Origin of the sequence: Veillonella sp. (genome assembly GCF_041333735.1) — a bacterium.
Taxonomy (GTDB): domain Bacteria; phylum Bacillota; class Negativicutes; order Veillonellales; family Veillonellaceae; genus Veillonella.
Genome location: NZ_JBGKFB010000001.1, coordinates 1,663,010 through 1,681,588 on the forward strand (window position 1 = coordinate 1,663,010; position 18,579 = coordinate 1,681,588).

19 protein-coding genes are annotated in these 18,579 nt (G+C 37.4%); all 19 read left to right on the forward strand.

Annotation, left to right across the window (positions count from 1 at the left end; translation table 11 throughout):
• Positions 1–105: 105 nt before the first annotated feature.
• The 19 genes from prfB (at position 106) to ACDF53_RS07710 (ending at position 18,577) form a co-directional block, all read left to right on the forward strand.
• Positions 106–1,213 (forward strand): peptide chain release factor 2 gene (gene prfB, locus ACDF53_RS07620; RefSeq protein ID WP_295793020.1). Its coding sequence is split into 2 segments (ribosomal slippage): positions 106–162 and positions 164–1,213, totalling 1,107 coding nucleotides; the frame shifts between segments, so codons are not numbered across the junction.
• 8 nt (positions 1,214–1,221) lie between these two features.
• The gene (locus ACDF53_RS07625) at positions 1,222–1,917 is read left to right on the forward strand and encodes an LmeA family phospholipid-binding protein (RefSeq protein WP_119206738.1); all 696 of its coding nucleotides are present in this window, start codon (positions 1,222–1,224) and stop codon (positions 1,915–1,917) included.
• A 12-nt stretch (positions 1,918–1,929) separates the two neighbouring features.
• Positions 1,930–3,972, forward strand: a complete 2,043-nt coding sequence (locus tag ACDF53_RS07630) for a DUF5693 family protein (protein ID WP_303931664.1) — start codon at positions 1,930–1,932, stop codon at positions 3,970–3,972.
• Positions 3,965–5,065 carry a polysaccharide pyruvyl transferase CsaB gene (gene csaB, locus ACDF53_RS07635; RefSeq protein ID WP_303931666.1) on the forward strand — a complete coding sequence of 367 codons (1,101 nt, stop codon included), beginning with the start codon at positions 3,965–3,967 and terminating at the stop codon, positions 5,063–5,065. Before ACDF53_RS07630 ends, csaB begins: the two co-directional genes overlap by 8 nt.
• A gap of 33 nt (positions 5,066–5,098) precedes the next feature.
• The gene (locus ACDF53_RS07640; protein ID WP_370815898.1) at positions 5,099–5,935 is read left to right on the forward strand and encodes a transketolase; all 837 of its coding nucleotides are present in this window, start codon (positions 5,099–5,101) and stop codon (positions 5,933–5,935) included.
• Positions 5,935–6,867, forward strand: a complete 933-nt coding sequence (locus ACDF53_RS07645; RefSeq protein ID WP_005386832.1) for a transketolase family protein — start codon at positions 5,935–5,937, stop codon at positions 6,865–6,867. The genes ACDF53_RS07640 and ACDF53_RS07645 overlap by 1 nt, the downstream gene beginning before the upstream one ends.
• Positions 6,868–6,881: 14 nt before the next feature.
• Positions 6,882–7,568, forward strand: a complete 687-nt coding sequence (gene ftsE / locus ACDF53_RS07650) for a cell division ATP-binding protein FtsE (RefSeq protein ID WP_346660674.1) — start codon at positions 6,882–6,884, stop codon at positions 7,566–7,568.
• Positions 7,558–8,445 (forward strand): permease-like cell division protein FtsX, encoded by an 888-nt coding sequence (ftsX, locus tag ACDF53_RS07655; RefSeq protein ID WP_005386828.1) that lies wholly within the window; start codon positions 7,558–7,560, stop codon positions 8,443–8,445. The genes ftsE and ftsX overlap by 11 nt, the downstream gene beginning before the upstream one ends.
• On the forward strand, positions 8,445–9,650 hold the full coding sequence (locus tag ACDF53_RS07660) for a murein hydrolase activator EnvC (protein ID WP_370815900.1): 1,206 nt from the start codon (positions 8,445–8,447) through the stop codon (positions 9,648–9,650). Before ftsX ends, ACDF53_RS07660 begins: the two co-directional genes overlap by 1 nt.
• Position 9,651: 1 nt before the next feature.
• On the forward strand, positions 9,652–10,791 hold the full coding sequence (locus ACDF53_RS07665) for a S41 family peptidase (protein WP_295793032.1): 1,140 nt from the start codon (positions 9,652–9,654) through the stop codon (positions 10,789–10,791).
• Between the two features lie 17 nt (positions 10,792–10,808).
• Entirely contained in the window at positions 10,809–12,080 is a 1,272-nt protein-coding gene (obgE, locus tag ACDF53_RS07670) for a GTPase ObgE (protein ID WP_005386821.1), read from the forward strand.
• 8 nt (positions 12,081–12,088) lie between these two features.
• Positions 12,089–12,373, forward strand: a complete 285-nt coding sequence (yhbY, locus tag ACDF53_RS07675) for a ribosome assembly RNA-binding protein YhbY (protein WP_005386817.1) — start codon at positions 12,089–12,091, stop codon at positions 12,371–12,373.
• A 67-nt stretch (positions 12,374–12,440) separates the two neighbouring features.
• Positions 12,441–13,562, forward strand: a complete 1,122-nt coding sequence (proB, locus tag ACDF53_RS07680) for a glutamate 5-kinase (RefSeq protein ID WP_370815903.1) — start codon at positions 12,441–12,443, stop codon at positions 13,560–13,562.
• Positions 13,563–13,571: 9 nt separating this feature from the next.
• Complete coding sequence (locus ACDF53_RS07685) at positions 13,572–14,831, forward strand: glutamate-5-semialdehyde dehydrogenase (protein ID WP_005386813.1); 1,260 nt, start codon at positions 13,572–13,574, stop codon at positions 14,829–14,831.
• A gap of 139 nt (positions 14,832–14,970) precedes the next feature.
• The gene (nadD, locus tag ACDF53_RS07690; protein WP_370815905.1) at positions 14,971–15,585 is read left to right on the forward strand and encodes a nicotinate-nucleotide adenylyltransferase; all 615 of its coding nucleotides are present in this window, start codon (positions 14,971–14,973) and stop codon (positions 15,583–15,585) included.
• A gap of 3 nt (positions 15,586–15,588) precedes the next feature.
• The gene (yqeK, locus tag ACDF53_RS07695) at positions 15,589–16,158 is read left to right on the forward strand and encodes a bis(5'-nucleosyl)-tetraphosphatase (symmetrical) YqeK (RefSeq protein ID WP_370815907.1); all 570 of its coding nucleotides are present in this window, start codon (positions 15,589–15,591) and stop codon (positions 16,156–16,158) included.
• Between the two features lie 12 nt (positions 16,159–16,170).
• Positions 16,171–17,292, forward strand: coding sequence for an LCP family protein (locus ACDF53_RS07700; RefSeq protein WP_370815908.1), 1,122 nt, complete (start codon positions 16,171–16,173; stop codon positions 17,290–17,292).
• A gap of 12 nt (positions 17,293–17,304) precedes the next feature.
• A complete protein-coding gene (rsfS, locus tag ACDF53_RS07705; RefSeq protein WP_024066146.1) occupies positions 17,305–17,667 on the forward strand; it encodes a ribosome silencing factor in 363 nt (120 codons plus the stop codon).
• 1 nt (position 17,668) lies between these two features.
• Complete coding sequence (locus tag ACDF53_RS07710) at positions 17,669–18,577, forward strand: S1 RNA-binding domain-containing protein (protein ID WP_295198978.1); 909 nt, start codon at positions 17,669–17,671, stop codon at positions 18,575–18,577.
• Positions 18,578–18,579: the final 2 nt, after the last annotated feature.

Below are 18,579 nucleotides of genomic sequence, written 5' to 3' on the forward strand. Positions count from 1 at the left end.
GTTGCTCAATGGGATTTCCTTCTGGGCAACGGCCATTTTTCTATTTTATTAAGGTGATAGTTTATCGATGTAATAAGCTAATAAGTTAAAGGTGGTGAACATAAATTGTTAGAAGATTTAAAACCTATTATTTCTAATCTAGAAGAACGTATTTATGGAATGAGGGATTCACTTTAACATCGCTCAGAAAGAAGATCGAATCTTTACACTTGATGTGCAAATGAGCGACCCTACATTTTGGGATGACCCAGACAAGGCTCGTGAGATTTCTCAAGAAGCCACACAATTGAAAAATGCTGTAGAAAGCTATAAACAACTTGTTAGTGATATTGAAGATGCTAATGTAATGCTTGAGATGGCAATAGAGGAAGATGATTGTTCTCTAGAAGGTGAAATCAAGGATTATGTTCAACAAATAGAAGAAACTGTAGAGAAACAAGAAGTTCTTTTATTGCTTAGTGGTGAATATGATGCTAATAATGCGATTTTAACATTCCATGCCGGTGCAGGTGGCACAGAGGCACAAGATTGGTGTTCCATGCTAATTCGCATGTACTTGCGTTGGGCTGAAAAAGCAGGATTCTCTATTGAATTGATGGATGAACAACCAGGTGATGAGGCGGGCACAAAATCTGCTACATTTTTAATTAAAGGTGAAAATGCCTTTGGTTATTTGAAATCTGAAAAAGGTGTACATCGTCTAGTACGTATTTCACCATTTGATGCTGCTGCACGTCGTCATACATCCTTTGCTGCTGTTGATGTAATGCCGGAAATTGATGATACAGTAGAAATTAATATTGATATGAAAGATGTACAAGTAGATACATATAGAGCTAGCGGTGCTGGTGGTCAGCATATTAATAAAACTGATTCTGCTGTACGTATGACGCATAGACCAACAGGTATCGTAGTACAGTGTCAAACTCAACGTTCTCAAATGCAAAATAGGGAACAAGCATTACGATTATTGCGCGCCAAATTATTTGAATTAGAATTAGAAAAACAAGCAGAACTTAAAGAGCAAATTGGTGGTACCTATCAAGCGATTGAATGGGGTAGTCAAATTCGGTCGTATGTATTCCACCCATATAATCTCGTTAAGGATCATCGCACAGGGGTTGAAACAGGGAATGTACAATCCGTTATGGATGGTAATTTAGATCAATTTATGGAAGGTTTCTTGAAAAAAGAAGCGAATTTAACAATTTAGGAGTTCTTATGAAAAAGTTTTTACTATTCCTATTAGTGCTGATTATTGCTTTAGCAGCAGCAACTCAATTTTTATTACCTTCTTATATTAGTTCCCGTATTGAAAAACAGTTAAATGATTCACTAAAACCATCTTCTCAAACAGTAAATGTTGAGTCTCAACCAGGATTTAAATTACTCTATGGTGAAGCTGATCATGTATATGGTTCTTTAGATGATGTAAAACTTGGTAAATTAAACTTTGCAAACTTCAATTATGATGCAACACAAATTCTTGTAAATCCAATTTCATTATTGGCTAGCCAAGAAATTGATGTAGTAAGTGTAGGTAGTTCTAGTATCGAAGGTACTGTGACTAATGAAGATTTGGCTAAATTCTTAAGCACTCAAGCTGGTAGTGAAATTCAAGATGTAAAAGTAAACATCAATAAAGATAACATCAGCTTAACTGGTAATATGAATGTTGGCATGGTATTTAAAGGTTCTGTTAGATTAGATGGCAACTTAGAATTAAAAGATAATACTTTACTATTCGCACCTAAAAAGTTCACCATTAATGGTGCTACTATCCCAGGTTTGACATCTAATGTATTAGAGGCTACAGAAGTTTATAACTTTAATAACTTCCCAATTCCTGTGAAAGCTGAAAGCTTAACTGTTGATAATGGTGAAATTCACATCAAAGTTAAACCTGTACTTAACTAGAAAGGATTTATCGTGAATCATCGGAATACACAAAAAAGTAAGTACTCTTGGATTCTAATACTCTGTATTATAGTGGGACTTGTATCCTCTTTATATTTAGTATTTGAACGCCATCAGATTGAAAAATCTCAAAATCATATTGAAAATATCGTAGATTATGATGCTGTTCTAAGAGCTAATGCCTTTGAAAAGCGTAGTCAACAAGAGGCTTTTGATGCACTTCGTAATGCAGGTGTAACAGCATTTGCCATTTATGATCGTACCTTAGAAAAAGCTAAAGATGCAGGTCAAGTTAAGGTGTTAAGCTCCGAAGAGATGGATGCAGTGCGTATTAATGGGGCATCCGTTAAAAATGGTGCAACCTATGTAGCATTAATTTCAGGTAAAGAAGGCTATTATAAAGAAATTCGCGAAGACTTGTATCATCGTATTGGTAAAGATAAAGTTAAAGAGCTTAATACTAGTATTGGTCCGGTCCTTGAATTATATGGTGCTACCGCTGATAGCTATCTAAAAATGAATCTTGGTATTTCCAAGCTACAAGCTCAAGAAGTTGCTAATCGTGGATTTAATGTTATAGTTCGTCCTACAAACTACAGAAATGTAACATCAGATGACCTCCAATATGTGTTTAAGCGTCTTGAAGGAATTCCACATGTAACAGGCATGATCTTTGCTGGTAAAGAGGCCCTAGGAGCTCCTGATTTAACGGATGAAACATTAGAACTATTACATAAGAATCATATTCCTCTAGTTGGTATTGAAGCCGTTAACCAACTTCAATATGAGCCACAACAAGGTTTCTTGGAAATGGCTGCTAAAGATAATTATAGTGTGGGCCGTGTATATACAATTGCTAAGGATGAATTAAAGAAAATCACTCCAGAAGAAGCAGCTCAACGATTCTATATTAGTGATATTGAACGTAATATTCGTTTTAACTTATTCCCTATGTATGAAACAGGTGTAAACAATGAAACAGTATTACAAACAACTATTAACTATATTGGGATGACCACTGAAAAATTATCTACTAAAGGTTATGAATTCGGTCCTGCTGATATTTATCCTCCTTATACGCCAAATCCTTTATTAGTAGTCATCACAATGATTGGTGCTATTGCGCTATTCGTTTATGTTGCTCAAATGTTAGTTCCAATGCGTAAACATACACAATTGGTAGCATTCTTTGGCATTTCCCTTGTATCTGTAGTATTATTCATCATTACAAGTGGTACATTGATTACTCAAATCTGGGCTTTATCTAGTGCTATTATGGCTCCTGTAGGTGCCATGATTCGCTTGATGGAGGAATGGCGTCGTTATGATGGAGCTCGTCCATTAGGTGCTATTAAATCTACCGTATTAGCAGTGCTTTATCTCGTAATTGCTGCATTATTTGCGGCTATTGGCGGTATGTATATTGCATCTTTATTAGGAAATACGAAATTCTTTATGGAATTTGCTATCTTTAGAGGTGTTAAGTTAACATTTGTACTTCCAATTGTATTGGTGATCATCGCGTACTTACAACGTTTCCCTTTGTGGAAAGGTCGTATGATTAACTCTAAAGAAGAAGCAAAGAAATTTGTAGTTGAATTCTTAACAATGGATGTTAAATTTTACGTATTCTTTGTAATGGCTGCTCTTGGTGGCGTGGCATGGGTATTTGTTGGCCGCAGTGGTCATACAGCAGGTGTTCCTGTACCAGGATTTGAACTTATGCTTCGTCGTTTCCTTGAAAATACATTGTATGCAAGACCTAGAGAAAAAGAGTTCATTATTGGTCACCCAGCATTAATGTTGGCTACGTTTGCATTCTTACGTAAATGGCCTACAGTAATCCATTTCTTATTAACTATTGCAGGTGTTATCGGCATAGCTTCAATGGTTGAAACATTCTGTCATATTAGAACTCCTGTATTCATGTCTATTATGCGTGGATATGATGGTTTATTAATTGGTGCTCTCTTAGGTTTGCTTCTTATCATTGCTGTACGTTTCATGATGTATGTAACACAATGGTTCCAAGCGCGGGAGGTTGACCATGAGTAATATTGTTATCTCTGGTTATTATGGTTTTGGTAATGCTGGCGATGAAGCAATGCTTTGTGCCATTATCGATGCCATTCGCAAAGAGGAAGCAGATGCGCATATTACGGTTATTTCTGGTAATCCTACAGAGACAAGCAAAAAACATAACATTCATGCAGTGGGGACATTTTCCGCATTTGGTATTTTAAAGGCAATTGCCAATTCTGATTTAGTGATCAGTGGTGGAGGCAGTCTTTTACAAGATGCTACAAGTATTCGTAATACATATTACTATTTAAGTATTATGGCTTTAGCTAAAATGATGGGAAAAAAGGTAATGCTTTACTCTCAAGGTATTGGGCCTTTAAATCGTCCCTCTACACGAAGAGCTGTTAGCTTTATATTGCGATTTGTGGATACCATTACAGTTCGTGATTCTATTTCAAAATCTGAATTAGAGTCCTTAGGAATTGAAGATGTAGAGGTTACAGCTGATGCTGTTTTGGCTATGCAACCGGCAGATTTGTCTATTGGTAAACGTATTTTAGAAGGCTATACATCTAAACTACCTAAATCTATAGAGAATCCAAAACGAATTGGTGTTGCTGTTCGTAGTTGGAAAGATGATACAGAATATCGTGAATCATTAGCCAATGTGTTGAGCCGATTACAAGAGCAAGATGAGGTAGAAATTATTTTTATTCCTATGTCTCATCCAGAGGATACAAAAGAAGCTAAAATTATCGCTAGTTATATGCCAAAGGGGGCTATTGTTCTTGAAGGCCCATTCTCTACAGAGGAACAAGTATCCTTATCGGGGAATGTGGATCTAATGATTGGTATACGTCTTCATGCTCTAGTATTTAGCTCTTTAATGGGGAAACCTGTTATTGGTATTTCCTACGATCCTAAAATTACAAGCTTCTTACATATGATTGGTCAGGAACCAATAGGAACAATGACACATCTTAGAGAAGAGGCGCTATATCAGCGATGTCATAAGCTCTTAAATTCCAGAGAAGAGTATCAATCCTCTTATGATTGTATTGAAGCATTGCGTTTAAACTCTCAACGCAATGCAGAAATCGCTATTTCATTACTTAAAGATTATTAATATATTGGATCCAATCCAGAAAGTGAGGTCTCTATGGCTACATTAACACAAGATGTTAAACAACTAGTTCAAGAGAAGGCAAAAGCTATTCGCGTTAGTATTGTTCAGTCTGTAACGGCAGCAAAATCCGGTCACCCAGGTGGTTCTTTATCTATCGCTGATGTGATGGCCTTGTTGTACTATGTAGAAATGAATGTAGATCCAGCAAATCCAAAAGCTCCAAATAGAGATCGTTTTGTCCTTTCTAAAGGTCATGCAGCTCCTGCTTTATATGCTACATTGGCTGAAAAAGGTTATTTCCCTAAAGAAGAACTTTTGAATTTACGTAAAATTGACCATATGTTACAAGGCCATCCTGATATGAAACATACTCCTGGCGTAGATATGTCTACAGGTTCCTTAGGCCAAGGCATTTCTGCCGCATGTGGTATGGCATTGGCAGGCAAAATTGACAATGCTGATTATCGCGTTTACTCCATTTTAGGTGATGGCGAGCTTGAAGAAGGTCAAGTATGGGAAGCAGCAATGTTTGCTGGTCATTATAAACTCAATAATTTGACTGCTTTTGTTGATTTTAATGGCCTTCAAATCGATGGTGATATTACTAAAGTACTTTCTCCATTGCCAATTCCTGAGAAATTTAAAGCTTTCAATTGGAATGTTATTGAAGTCAATGGTCATGATCTTGATGAACTTCATAATGCCATTGAATCTGCAAAAGCTTTCACAGAAGGCCCAACATGCATTGTAATGCATACTGTAAAAGGTAAGGGCGTTGAAGAAATGGAAGGACAAGCAGGTTGGCATGGTAAAGCGCCAAGCGCAGAGCAAGGTGAAGCCTTTGTTAATGAAATTATGGGGGTAAAATAATGGGTAAAGCAACACGTGAAGCATATGGTAATGCGTTAGCTCGCATTGGTAAAGAAAATACAAATATTATTGTTTTAGATGCAGATTTGTCTAAATCTACTAAAACTGACACATTTAAAAATGTTTGCCCTGATCGCTTCTTTAACGTAGGCATTGCAGAACAAAACTTGATTTCTGTTGGTGCCGGACTTGCAGCAGCAGGCAAAATTCCATTTGTTTCTTCCTTTGCTATGTTTGCAACAGGTCGTGCATTTGAACAAATTCGGAATGCTGTATGTTATCCAAAATTGAATGTAAAAGTATGTGCTACTCATGCTGGTATTACTGTAGGTGAAGATGGTGCTACACATCAAAGCTTGGAAGATATTTCTTGTATGCGTACTTTACCTAATATGACTGTAGTAGTACCTGCAGATGAACGTGAAACAGAAGCAGTAGTTGAATGGGCTGCATCTTATGAAGGTCCTGTATATGTTCGTTTAGGCCGTGCTGGAGTAGATGATGTTACAGCTGAAGGTTATACATTCGTACCTGGTAAATCTACTACATTAGTAGATGGTTCTGATGTAACAATTATCGCTTGTGGTGCTTTGGTTGGACCTGCAGTAGAAGCAGCTAAAACTTTAGCTGAATCTAATGTGTCTGCTCGCGTTATCAATATGGCATCTATTAAGCCTATCGATGCAGAAGCAATTGTAAAAGCAGCTACTGAAACAGGTGCTATTGTAACAGCAGAAGAACATAATATCATTGGTGGTCTTGGTTCTGCTGTGTCTGAAGTTGTTGTGGCAAATAAGCCTGTTCCTATGGAATTCGTTGGTGTCCAAGATACATTTGGGGAGAGTGGTACGCCAAAAGAATTGATGGCTAAATATGGTTTGACAGCAAAAGACATTGTAGAAGCAGTAAAACGTGTAATCACTCGTAAATAATCAAAGGGGATCCCATGATTGAATTTAAGAATGTTAGTAAAGTCTATGATAATGGTTCTGTTGCATTAGACGATGTGTGTTTAACTATAAATGAGGGCGAATTTGTCCTCATTTGTGGTCACAGCGGTGCAGGGAAATCAACTCTATTTAAATTGTTAACTCATGAAGTAGTACCTGATTCTGGTACTGTCATTGTTGATGATTTTGATGTTACGCGTATGAATCGTAGTAAAATTCCAAAATTACGTAGAAAACTTGGTGTTGTATTCCAAGATTTCCGTTTATTACCAAACAAAACGGTATCAGAAAATATTGCCTTTGCGCTTGAAGTAATTGAAGAAAAACCAAAGGTAATTAAGGAAAAGGTAAGTCATGTACTAGAACTTGTTGGCTTAAGTGATAAAGCAAATGATTTACCAGAGGATCTGTCTGGTGGTGAACAACAACGTGTTGCTATTGCTCGCGCTATTGTAAATCGTCCATCTGTACTTATTGCTGATGAACCGACTGGTAACTTAGATCCTGATACAAGTAAAGGTATTGTAGATTTGTTTAAGCATATCAATAATTTTGGCACAACTGTTATTATGGTTACCCATAATATGGATCTTGTTTCGTATTTAAATAAACGTGTTATTCGTCTAAAAGATGGTCGCGTTCAAAGTGATAATATGAGAGGTGCAGAAATTAATGAAGCCTAGAACATTGAAATACTTTTTTAAAGAAGCCCTCAAATCTATGAAGCGTAACGGTCTTATGACGTTAGCATCTATTTCTACAGTGGCTTTATCTTTATTTATGCTTGGTGTATTCCTTTGCGGTGTTATCAATTTGAATAACATGGCATCTAGTTTAGAAAACCAAGTTCAATTGAGCATCTATTTAAAAGATGGTTTAACAACTGACCAAATTATGGCGGTAGGTAAGCAAATTAAAGCTATACCAAATCTTAAGCATTTAGAGTTTGTTAATAAAGAACAAGCTATGAAAGAATTCAAAGCACGGCTCGGTGATCAACAGCAATTGGTAAATGCATTAGGCGATGTAAATCCATTGCCAAATTCTTATGTATTAACCTTTGACAATCCTAGTGATGTTAAGGCTACAGCTAAACTAGCCACTACATTCCAAGGTGTTGAAAGTACACATTATGGTCAAGATATTGTAGAAGAACTTTTCCGTATTACTCAAGTTATTAGAATTGGTGGTATTGTATTAATCGCATTCTTAGCAGCAGCTACATTATTCATCATTTCTAATACAATTCGCTTGACTGTATTCGCCCGTCGTAAAGAAATTGCCATTATGAAATATGTTGGTGCTACCAATGGTTTTATTCGCTGGCCATTCTTGATTGAAGGTATGTTGTTGGGCTTAGTTGGGGCTGTAATCGCCGTACTTTGTGTAGGTGAGTTTTACCATTTCATTACCATGGAAGTTTCTGAGTCCTTAGCATTCTTCCCATTAGTACCAATGTTCCCATTCTTCTATGATGTGGCTATCTATATTTTAGGTGGCGGTATTATAGTCGGTGCTATTGGTAGTACGATTTCTTTAAAACAATACATGAAGGTGTAATGTTTATGAAATACAACACAATCAAATCTCGTCTTGTAGCAACAATTTTAACAGGTATGGTGGTACTGGGAACACCACTATATATTGTTGCCGAAGATGAGGATTTAACGAATCAATTAGATTCAATTCAACAACAAGTTAATCAACAAAATTCTATTAAAGCGGATGCAGAAACTGTCATTGTAAGTGTATCTGAACAGTTGCGACAAATTGAAGAGCAATTGCGTCAGGCCCAACAACAGTTAGAATCTATTCAACAGCAACGTGTAGCCGTTGAAAATGATATTACTGTTAATGAAAAGTTACTAGCTGAAGCACAAAAGCGCTTAGAAGGGCGAGAGGCTGTATTTTATAAGCGTGTACGAGATATTTATATCAATGGTCGTCTAAGCTATTTAGATGTTGTTATTGGATCTAAAGACTTTAGCGATTTTGCAAATCGATTAGAGATCTTAAAACGCATTATCGATTCCGATATTAAGTTAATCGATGAAATTAAAAAAGAACGTGCTGAAATTGCGGCACGTAAACAAGCTCTTGAACAATCACGAGCTAAGTTAGTAGAGCTTGAAAAAGCTGCTGTAGCAAAACAAGCTGAAATTGAACAAAAGAAAAAAGAACGTGAAGTAGTTCTTCATAAGGCACAAAATGACCGTGCTACGGCGATGCAAGCAGTGGAAGAACTTAATGCTTCTTCCGCTCAAATTACAGCATTATTGAAAGCTCGCCAAGCTGAACGTGCGGCAGCTCGTGCAGCTGCAGAAGCAGCAGCGGCAGCTGCGGCTCAACAGTCTGCACCAAGCTACTCTTGGGTTCAAGGATCTGGTCAACTTGGTTGGCCTGTAAGTGGTGAAATTACTTCTCCTTATGGCTATCGTACACATCCAATTTGGGGTACAACTATCTACCATTCCGGTATTGATATTGGTGTTGATGAAGGTACACCAGTTCATGCTGCTGATGGAGGTACTGTTGTTTGGTCTGGTTGGATGGGTGGCTATGGTTACGCTGTAGTTATCGACCATGGTAATGGTATGTCCACCCTTTATGGACATAATTCTGAGCTTGCTGTCTCTGAAGGACAAGATGTATCTAAAGGTCAAGTTATTGCCTATGCTGGTAGCACTGGTAATAGTACTGGGCCACACGTACATTTTGAAGTTCGTATAAGTGGGGATCCTGTTGATCCTATGGGATATTTATAATATGAAATTTGATACACGTACGGTGTTATGGAGTCTATTGAAATATATAGGCTCCGGCATCGTTATTATGTGGCTTACGTTTTGGTACTTATCTGGTTCATTCTGGGGATTACCAAGACTATTTGTAGCCTACTATGCTGCGAGTCAAGTCTTTATGACACCGATGTCTAAAGCGACCCTTTATGATGGTATGCTTAAAGGCTTAATTGGCTCTTTGGGAGAGCCCCATAGTATTTATTTAGATGCTGACGAATTTAAATCCATGAAAATGCAAACATCTGGCACTTATGCAGGTGTTGGCATGGTTCTTGGTCATGATGATAAAGGTTTATATGCAGTTAGTATTATGGAAGATCAACCAGCTTTCAAAGCGGGCATAAAACCTGGTGATCATATTATTGCTATCGATGGTCAATCTACAAGTGATATTACTGTAGAAGATGCATCCTCTCGAATTCGCGGAGAGGCTGGTACCGTTGTCGCCCTTGATATAGAGCGTAATGGTGAAAAATTACACTTTGATATTACTCGTGAATCCATTGTGTTACCTACTGTTAAAAGCAAAATGCTCACAAGTACAGTTGGATATATTCGGATTAGTCAATTTGCAGAAAATACAGCTGATGATTTCGAAACACAATTTAAAGAATTACAAGCTCAAGGTATGAAGGAATTAATTTTAGACCTTCGAGATAATCCTGGTGGTTTATTATCTACTACAGAAAAGATTTCTAATTATATTATGCCTCCAGGAACACTAGTAACCGTACAAAATAGAGCTGGGAAAAAAGAGGTTTATAAGTCTAATGGTCCAGACGTAGCTATGCCATTAGTAGTTCTTGTTAACAAAGGGTCTGCTAGTGCATCTGAAATTATAGCTGGTGCTATTCAAGACCGTAAACTAGGTACTATTTTAGGTACTAATACATATGGTAAGGGTACAGTTCAAACTATTTATCCTAGCCTTGATAATGAAGGTGTTAAGGTAACTATTGCCAAATACCATACACCAAATGACCGTGTTATTGACGGCATTGGTATTAAACCTGATGTAGAACTGGATTTACCAAAAGGTGTAAATCCATCTAGTACATTAGATGATATTCAAATTAAAAAAGCATTAGAGTTATTACAGCAATAATGCATAGGAGTTAAAGTATGTTTATAGATAGAGCGCGTGTCTTTGTTAAGGCCGGTGACGGTGGGGACGGCATGTCTAGCTTCCGCCGTGAGAAATACGTGCCAAATGGCGGCCCTAGTGGCGGCGATGGTGGTAAAGGGGCAGACGTTATTTTTAAAGCGGATAAGAATATTAATACTCTTGTAGACTTTAGATATAAACGTCAGTTTAAGGCACCTGCTGGTGGTAATGGTGAAAGCTCTAACAAGCATGGTCGCGGTTCTGAGCCACTTATTATCCCGGTTCCATTGGGTACTGTAATTAAAGAAGAAGAAACAGGTAAAATTTTCTGTGACCTCGTTAACGACGGCGATACGTTTGTTATTGCTAAAGGTGGTCGTGGTGGCCGTGGTAATGCACGCTTCCAAACAAGTGCTAACCGTGCACCTACATTTGCAGAAAAGGGTGAACCTGGTGAAGAGTTCTGGTTACAACTAGAGCTTAAAGTATTGGCAGATGTTGGTCTATTAGGCTACCCATCTGTTGGTAAGTCTAGTATTTTACGTAAGGTTTCTAAAGCGCAACCAGAGGTAGCTGCTTACCACTTTACTACATTGACACCTGTACTTGGGGTAGTAACAATCTCTGGAGACCGTAGTTTTGTATTAGCCGATATTCCTGGTCTTATTGAAGGGGCTAGCGAAGGTGTTGGCCTAGGACATAACTTCTTGCGCCACGTAGAACGGACTAATATTTTAATTCACGTCCTTGATGTATCTGGTATGGAAGGACGCGATCCAAAGGTTGATTTTGATGCTATTAATGAAGAACTTCGTAAATATTCTGAAAAATTAGCCAATAAAAAACAAATTGTTGCACTCAATAAGATTGATATGGTCTTTGATGATACAACAATTCCTGATACAAAAAAATATTTTGAAGATAAAGGATATGAAGTATTCCTTATCAATGCATTAAGCGGTGAAGGTTTACCAGAGCTCATGGAACGAGCTTACTACTATGTAGAAAACTATGAACCAGAACCGGAAGCAACTGATGATACAGTTGTATACGAAGCAAAACCAGATGTAGAATTTGTTATTACACGTGGTGATGATGCTGCATTCTATATTACCGGTAAACGTATTGAACGCTTAGTGGCAATGACAAATTTAAGTGATGATCAATCTCTTCGTAGATTCCAACGCATTTGGCGTTTTATGGAGCTCGATGCTAAATTGAAGGAAAAAGGTTGTAAAGACGGTGATGAAGTTGTGATTGGCGATCAACGCTTTACATTCCAAGAGTAGGAGTAATAATGACAGGAAAACAAAAACGGTATTTACGTTCTTTGGCAGCAACAATGCCACCAGTAGTTCAAATTGGTAAAAATGGTTTAGAAAATAGTGTTATTGATAGTGCTCGCGCAGCATTAATGGCTCGTGAATTAATCAAGGTAAAATTACTCAACAATAGCCCTGAAGATAAGACGATTTTCCAAGAGTTAGCTGATATGCTTGGTGCTGAATTAGTCCAAGTTATCGGCTTTAACGGTGTATTATATAAAGCTAAAAAAGAACCAAAAATTATTCTACCTAAATAAATCGTCATATTACTAACATGTATTATATGGGGGTCTACATAACCTGTTAGCCCTAGGAGGTTATTCTATGCGCAGTGCTATCATCAACGCAAAAAGAATAGTAGTTAAAGTAGGCAGTAGTACGCTTTGTTATGCTAATGGTCATTTAAACCTAGAACGCATTGAACGATTAGTACGCCAACTATCAGATTTAGCTAACCAAGGTAAAGAGGTTATTCTCGTTTCTTCTGGTGCAACAGGTGCTGGACTGGCCCCTTTAGGATTTAAGGAAAAACCTAGAGACCTCGTATTAAAACAAGCTGCTGCAGCAGTAGGACAAGGCATCCTTATTCATATGTATGAGCGTATGTTTCGTGAATATGGACGTACAGTAGGTCAAATTCTTTTAACAAAAGAGGATAGTACTGGTCGCCATAGTTATCTTAATTTGCGTAATACATTACATACGTTATTGCAACTTAATGTTATTCCTATTATTAATGAGAATGACGTGGTTGCTATTGAAGAATTTAAAATCGGAGATAATGATACTTTATCTGCTACCGTAGCAGGTATTGTAGATGCTGATTTGCTCATTATTTTGTCCGATATTGAAGGTTTATATACAGCTAATCCAGTTACTCATCCAGGTGCTACATTAATAGAAACAGTTTCTGAAATTACTGATGAAACCTATGCTATTGCAGGTGGAGCAGGATCTAACATGGGTACTGGCGGTATGTATACTAAAATTAAAGCAGCTCATATGGCTACAAACTCAGGCGTACCGATGGTAATCACATCTGGTGAAGTGGAAGATTCTGTTCGTCGTGTATGTAAGGGCGAACAAATTGGTACTCTCTTTGAAGCGCATGATGCTGGGCTATCAGGTAAACATCATTGGCTTGCCTTTGGTAAACGATTGAAAGGGTCAATCACTATTGATGATGGTTGTGCACGTGCTGTATTAGATAAAGGGGCAAGCATTTTACCAGCTGGTATTATTGATGTAGATGGTTCATTTGGACCTGGTGATACAATTTCTATTTATCATGGTGGTAAAGAAATTGGCCGTGGACTTATCAACTATGGCATCGAAGATATGAAGGCCATTAAAGGTCATAATACAAATGATATAGCTCAAATTTTAGGTATTAATACAACCTATGATGAAGCAGTACATCGTAATAATCTAGTTTTATTACATTGAGGATATCCTATGAACCAGTATGAAGAAATTTGTAAAGATATGGGTCAAAGAGCTAAAGCGGCATCCTTTGAATTAGCTCAAATTGATCAAGGTACATTAGATTCTGCATTATTAGCAATCGCTGATGCTGTAGAAGCACAAGCCGATGAAATTATGGCTGCTAATCAGTTAGACTTAGATAAATCTGGTGATTATAATGTGCCTCAAACCATGATAGATCGACTAACATTGACACCTAGCCGTATTTCTCAAATGGCAGAAGGTGTTCGTCAAGTAGCTGCTCTTGAAAGTCCAGTAGGTTCGGTTATAGAAACAATTACACGGCCTAACGGTTTGACTATTGAAAAAAGAGCGGTACCTTTTGGTGTTATTGGCATTATTTTTGAGGCTCGTCCAAATGTAACAATTGATGCTGGTGTGCTTTGTTTAAAAACATCGAATGCTACGATACTGCGAGGTGGTAAGGAGGCATTCCATACCAACCAAATTATCGTGACTATTATGCGTAATACCTTAGAATCTTTAGGTATTACGCCAGATGCTATTCAACTTGTGGAAGTTCTTGATCGGGATATGGTTGGTGTATTATTGCACCAACGTGAATATATTGATGTCATCATTCCTCGTGGTGGAGCTGGACTGATTCGTCGTGTTGTAGAGGAAAGTAGTATTCCTGTTATTGAAACCGGTAGTGGTGTGTGTCATACATATATAGATGAATATGCGAATCTCGATATGGCATTAGAAATTGCAATCAATGCAAAGGTACAACGTCCGTCTGTATGTAACTCTATGGAAACATTGCTAGTACACCAAGCGGTGGCTGGTGAGTTTTTACCACGTCTTGATGAGGTTCTACAAGAATATGGCGTCCGAATTCACGGTGATACAGCTGTGGCTCAATATATGGAGAATACAATTCCTTTAACAGAGGATTCCTTCCATACTGAATATAACGATATGGACTTAAATGTACGTATTGTTGAAAATCTTGAAGAAGCCATTAATCATGTTAATTGTTATTCTACACATCATTCAGAGGCTATCGTAACAGATGAACCGATGCGTGCAAGAGTATTCATGAACTTAGTAGATTGTTCTACTGTGTATCATAATGCTTCAACGCGTTTTACTGATGGTTTTGAATTTGGTTTTGGTGCTGAAATCGGTATTAGTACTCAAAAGCTCCATGCTCGTGGGCCAATGGGATTACAAGCACTAACATCATATAAATACTTTGTATTTGGAGAAGGCCAAGTTCGAAAGTGAAGACAGTATATTACTTAATAAGGGCATACTACAGATATATTCAGACCCCAAAAGGTCGATACGAATGGATATCCTATGGAAAAGCACTGCTCTTATTTATCATTATTTGTGTCATTGTCATTAAGGGTGTGACATTATTATGGTAGAGAAACGTCGTATAGGTATCATAGGTGGAACATTTAATCCTATCCATTTAGGGCATCTAATGATTGCTGAGGTGGCTTGTGAAAGTTTTAACCTTGAGAAGGTTATTTTCGTGCCAGCACGGATACCACCTCATAAGCAACATGATGTAATAGATAGTCATCATCGATATGCTATGACAGCAGCAGCCGTGTCAGATAATCCAAATTTTGAAATTTCTGATGTAGAGATGCGTCGTGAAGGCCCTTCGTATACAGTTGATACGATTCAACATTTTAAGATGCTCTATGGACCAAATGTTGAATTTTACTTTATAGCGGGAACGGATACAATTCGTGCGTTGCCAACGTGGAAATTTATTGAGGAATTATTAGATGAGGTCCACTTTATTGGTGCTACAAGACCTGATGGATCTAGTGCAATTGATGAAACATTAGATATTTTAGGACCAAAAGCACGAGAAAAAATACATCTTATGGAGGTTCCTGAGATGAAATTATCTGCTACGTATTTGCGAGAGCGGTTACGTTCTGGAAAAACTGTTCGGTACATGTTGCCTAAATGTGTAGTGGAGTATATAGAAGAAAACCATATTTATGGGAAGGAATAAAGGATGTTATCATTTGATGAAATACAAGTTAGCGTGAGTCAATGGTTGAGTAAAAAACGTTTTAAGCATACTCTTGGCGTTGTTGAATCAGCCACTCATTTAGCTGAACTTTATGGCGTTGATGTGGAAAAGGCTAGATTAGCCGCATTACTACATGATTGCGCTAAAGAATTGCCTTTACAGGATATGCAAAATCTTGTGAAAAGTGAATCTTATGATGCTGATCAAGAATTATTAAGTAATGGTAATCTCTTACATGGTTTAGCTGGTATGATTCGTGCTAAACATGAATTTTTTATATCTGATAATGAGGTTTTAGAAGCTATTAGGGTTCATACGACTGGAAAGGTACATATGTCTACGCTAGATAAGGTGATATTTTTAGCAGACTATATTGAGCCTAATCGAAATTTTCCCGGTGTGGATGAGTTGCGTAACGTTTCAGAACTAGATTTAGATAAGGCTGTATTGCTTGGTTTTGATAATACTATTATTCATCTTATAGAGCAAAAACAATCTATTTATCCTTTGACCATTCTTGGTCGTAATGATGTGTTACAATCTTGTAAATAATGGAGTTTATATATGGAAGAACGTGAACGAGCAAGAGCTCGCCGTCGAAGAAGAAGACGTCAACAAAAGTCATCTGTTAAATGGCCTAGAATTATATTAGCTATTATTGTAGTAGTAGCATTACTTGGCGGTATAGGATACGGTCTATATACTGGCGTATCTTATGCATATAGAGCTATTGTAGGTACTACTGAATCAACTGATGCATCTGGAGATAATGGAAATAAACAAGATGGTAATACGGTATCTGTAGAGCAAAAAGGCTTAGATAAACCATTATATATTCTTGTTGTCGGTACTGATGATAATAATCCCAGTCAAAGTGATAGCTTATTCTTGTTATCTATTAATTTAGATCAAAAGACTATGGATGTTATTGGCATACCTAGTAATAGTAAAATTGATAACAGAGATCAGACTGATGCAACAATGCTCAATAGCATCTATGAAAAAGGTGGTATTGATCTAACAAAGGCTGTTATAGAAGATATGTTCCATATTTCTATACCATATTATGTTGTAGTTAATCAAAATGCTTTCAAAAAGACTAACGATGTATTAGGAAATCAACAAATCTATGTAGAACAGACTATGGAACACGTGGATGCAGACGGAAATAAAGATATTGATTTGCAACGAGGATATCAAACATTAGATAGTGATAAGGCTTTATCCTATTTACGGTATTCTGATCCAAAACACGATACATTTACACGTGTACAACGACAAGAAAGATTTTTGAAACTTTGGGTAGAAGAAGAGCATAATTCGTTCTTCTTAACAAATGCATGGCATATTTGGAGAATTTGGGATCATTATGATAGTAATATTTCTACATTAGATGCCATTAAGCTCGTGTATAATGCTAGTAAAATTAATAAGGAAGAGATTCATTTCTATATTCTTCCTGGTGAAAAAGAGTTAGTTGGCGATATGACATATTGGAAGGTAAATCCAACGGAAGCACAACGATTAGTAGGCATTACGATGGGAAATCTACCAGCCAATGAAATGACACAATTTGTAACGGCTCCAACCAATAGCACAGCTAAGGTTGCACCTGAATCAGAACATAATGGCGGCACTATCACAAAGCCATCAGAACCGGGTGATGAGAGTACTAATAAACGTTAAAAGGGGAATAGTATGAAAAATAAAGAAGAAGTTAAACAAATCGTATTACAATTAGCACAAGCTGCTTTTGATAAAAAAGGCAGAGATATCGAAATTCTCGATTTAGAAGGTGTATCTATGTTAGGGGATTACTTCCTAATTGCTAGTGCAAATAATATTAAGCAATCTCAGAGTATTGCTGATGAAATGGAAGATAAAGCAGCAGAATTGGGCATGACAGTAAATCATAGAGAAGGTTATCGTGAAGGTGAATGGATTTTACTTGATTTTGGCGATATTATTTGTCATGTCTTTGGTGGTGATGAGTTGCGAGAATTCTACGGTTTAGAAGAATTATGGAATGATGCAGTTCGAGTTCCATTTGAAGGAGTATAGTATGGCTACAGAATTGTTGGAAAATACAATTGCCACATTAAAAGTATTGCGTACTAGTGATCAAGGGGCTTTTCTAGATGGTCAAACTGGCAATACAAATGATGATATTTTGCTTCATAAGGATCAACAAACATCTCCTGTTGCCATTGGTGATGAAGTAGAGGTATTTTTATATCGCGATCCAAAGGGGCGTTTGACTGCTTCTATGCGTTTACCAGCGATGAAGGTAGGGCAAATTGGGTATGTTGAGGTAATCAATACTACAAACTTTGGCTGTTTCGTAGAGGTTGGTACTGAGCGTGGTATCTTCATGCCTCACGCGGAGATGCGTGGTCGTCCTCAAGTGGGCGAAAAAGTTTGGGTTCGTCTCTATACAGATAAATCTGGTCGTTTTGCAGTATCTATGGATGTTGATGACGAAATGCGTCGCGCATCTAAGGCTGCTACAGATGCTAAAGTAGGACAACTTGTTAAAGGCGCTATCTACAACTTGACTAGTGATGGGGCATTCTTCATCACTCCTGAACGATGGATTGCCTTTTTACATCGTTCTGAGATGACTAGAAAATTAAATGTAGGAGAAATGGTTGAAGGTCGTATTACTTTCAAACGTGAAGATGGTCGTGTCAATGTATCGATGCGTCCTACTAAGGAAAAGGCACTCATTTCTGATGGAGACATTATAATGGAGTACCTTCTTAATCGTGGAGGCAAGATGCCATATAGCGATGAATCTTCTGCGATGTTGATTAAAGATAAATTTAATATCAGTAAAGCTGCCTTTAAGCGTGCTTTAGGGCATTTGATGAAAGAGAAAAAAATTGTTCAAGATAATGGTTGGACATTGTTAACTGAAACAGGACGTCAATGGACACCTCCTGTTGGTAATGAATCACAAGAAGAGGAATAAAG

Excerpts from the sequence above, each read along its gene's own strand:
- ACDF53_RS07625 (WP_119206738.1), top strand. The coding sequence starts at position 1,222 with ATGAAAAAGTTTTTACTATTCCTATTAGTGCTGATTATTGCTTTAGCA.
- csaB (WP_303931666.1), top strand. The coding sequence starts at position 3,965 with ATGAGTAATATTGTTATCTCTGGTTATTATGGTTTTGGTAATGCTGGC.
- ACDF53_RS07640 (WP_370815898.1), top strand. The coding sequence starts at position 5,099 with ATGGCTACATTAACACAAGATGTTAAACAACTAGTTCAAGAGAAGGCA.
- ACDF53_RS07645 (WP_005386832.1), top strand. The coding sequence starts at position 5,935 with ATGGGTAAAGCAACACGTGAAGCATATGGTAATGCGTTAGCTCGCATT.
- ftsE (WP_346660674.1), top strand. The coding sequence starts at position 6,882 with ATGATTGAATTTAAGAATGTTAGTAAAGTCTATGATAATGGTTCTGTT.
- ftsX (WP_005386828.1), top strand. The coding sequence starts at position 7,558 with ATGAAGCCTAGAACATTGAAATACTTTTTTAAAGAAGCCCTCAAATCT.
- ACDF53_RS07660 (WP_370815900.1), top strand. The coding sequence starts at position 8,445 with ATGTTTATGAAATACAACACAATCAAATCTCGTCTTGTAGCAACAATT.
- ACDF53_RS07665 (WP_295793032.1), top strand. The coding sequence starts at position 9,652 with ATGAAATTTGATACACGTACGGTGTTATGGAGTCTATTGAAATATATA.
- obgE (WP_005386821.1), top strand. The coding sequence starts at position 10,809 with ATGTTTATAGATAGAGCGCGTGTCTTTGTTAAGGCCGGTGACGGTGGG.
- yhbY (WP_005386817.1), top strand. The coding sequence starts at position 12,089 with ATGACAGGAAAACAAAAACGGTATTTACGTTCTTTGGCAGCAACAATG.
- proB (WP_370815903.1), top strand. The coding sequence starts at position 12,441 with ATGCGCAGTGCTATCATCAACGCAAAAAGAATAGTAGTTAAAGTAGGC.
- ACDF53_RS07685 (WP_005386813.1), top strand. The coding sequence starts at position 13,572 with ATGAACCAGTATGAAGAAATTTGTAAAGATATGGGTCAAAGAGCTAAA.
- nadD (WP_370815905.1), top strand. The coding sequence starts at position 14,971 with ATGGTAGAGAAACGTCGTATAGGTATCATAGGTGGAACATTTAATCCT.
- yqeK (WP_370815907.1), top strand. The coding sequence starts at position 15,589 with ATGTTATCATTTGATGAAATACAAGTTAGCGTGAGTCAATGGTTGAGT.
- ACDF53_RS07700 (WP_370815908.1), top strand. The coding sequence starts at position 16,171 with ATGGAAGAACGTGAACGAGCAAGAGCTCGCCGTCGAAGAAGAAGACGT.
- rsfS (WP_024066146.1), top strand. The coding sequence starts at position 17,305 with ATGAAAAATAAAGAAGAAGTTAAACAAATCGTATTACAATTAGCACAA.
- ACDF53_RS07710 (WP_295198978.1), top strand. The coding sequence starts at position 17,669 with ATGGCTACAGAATTGTTGGAAAATACAATTGCCACATTAAAAGTATTG.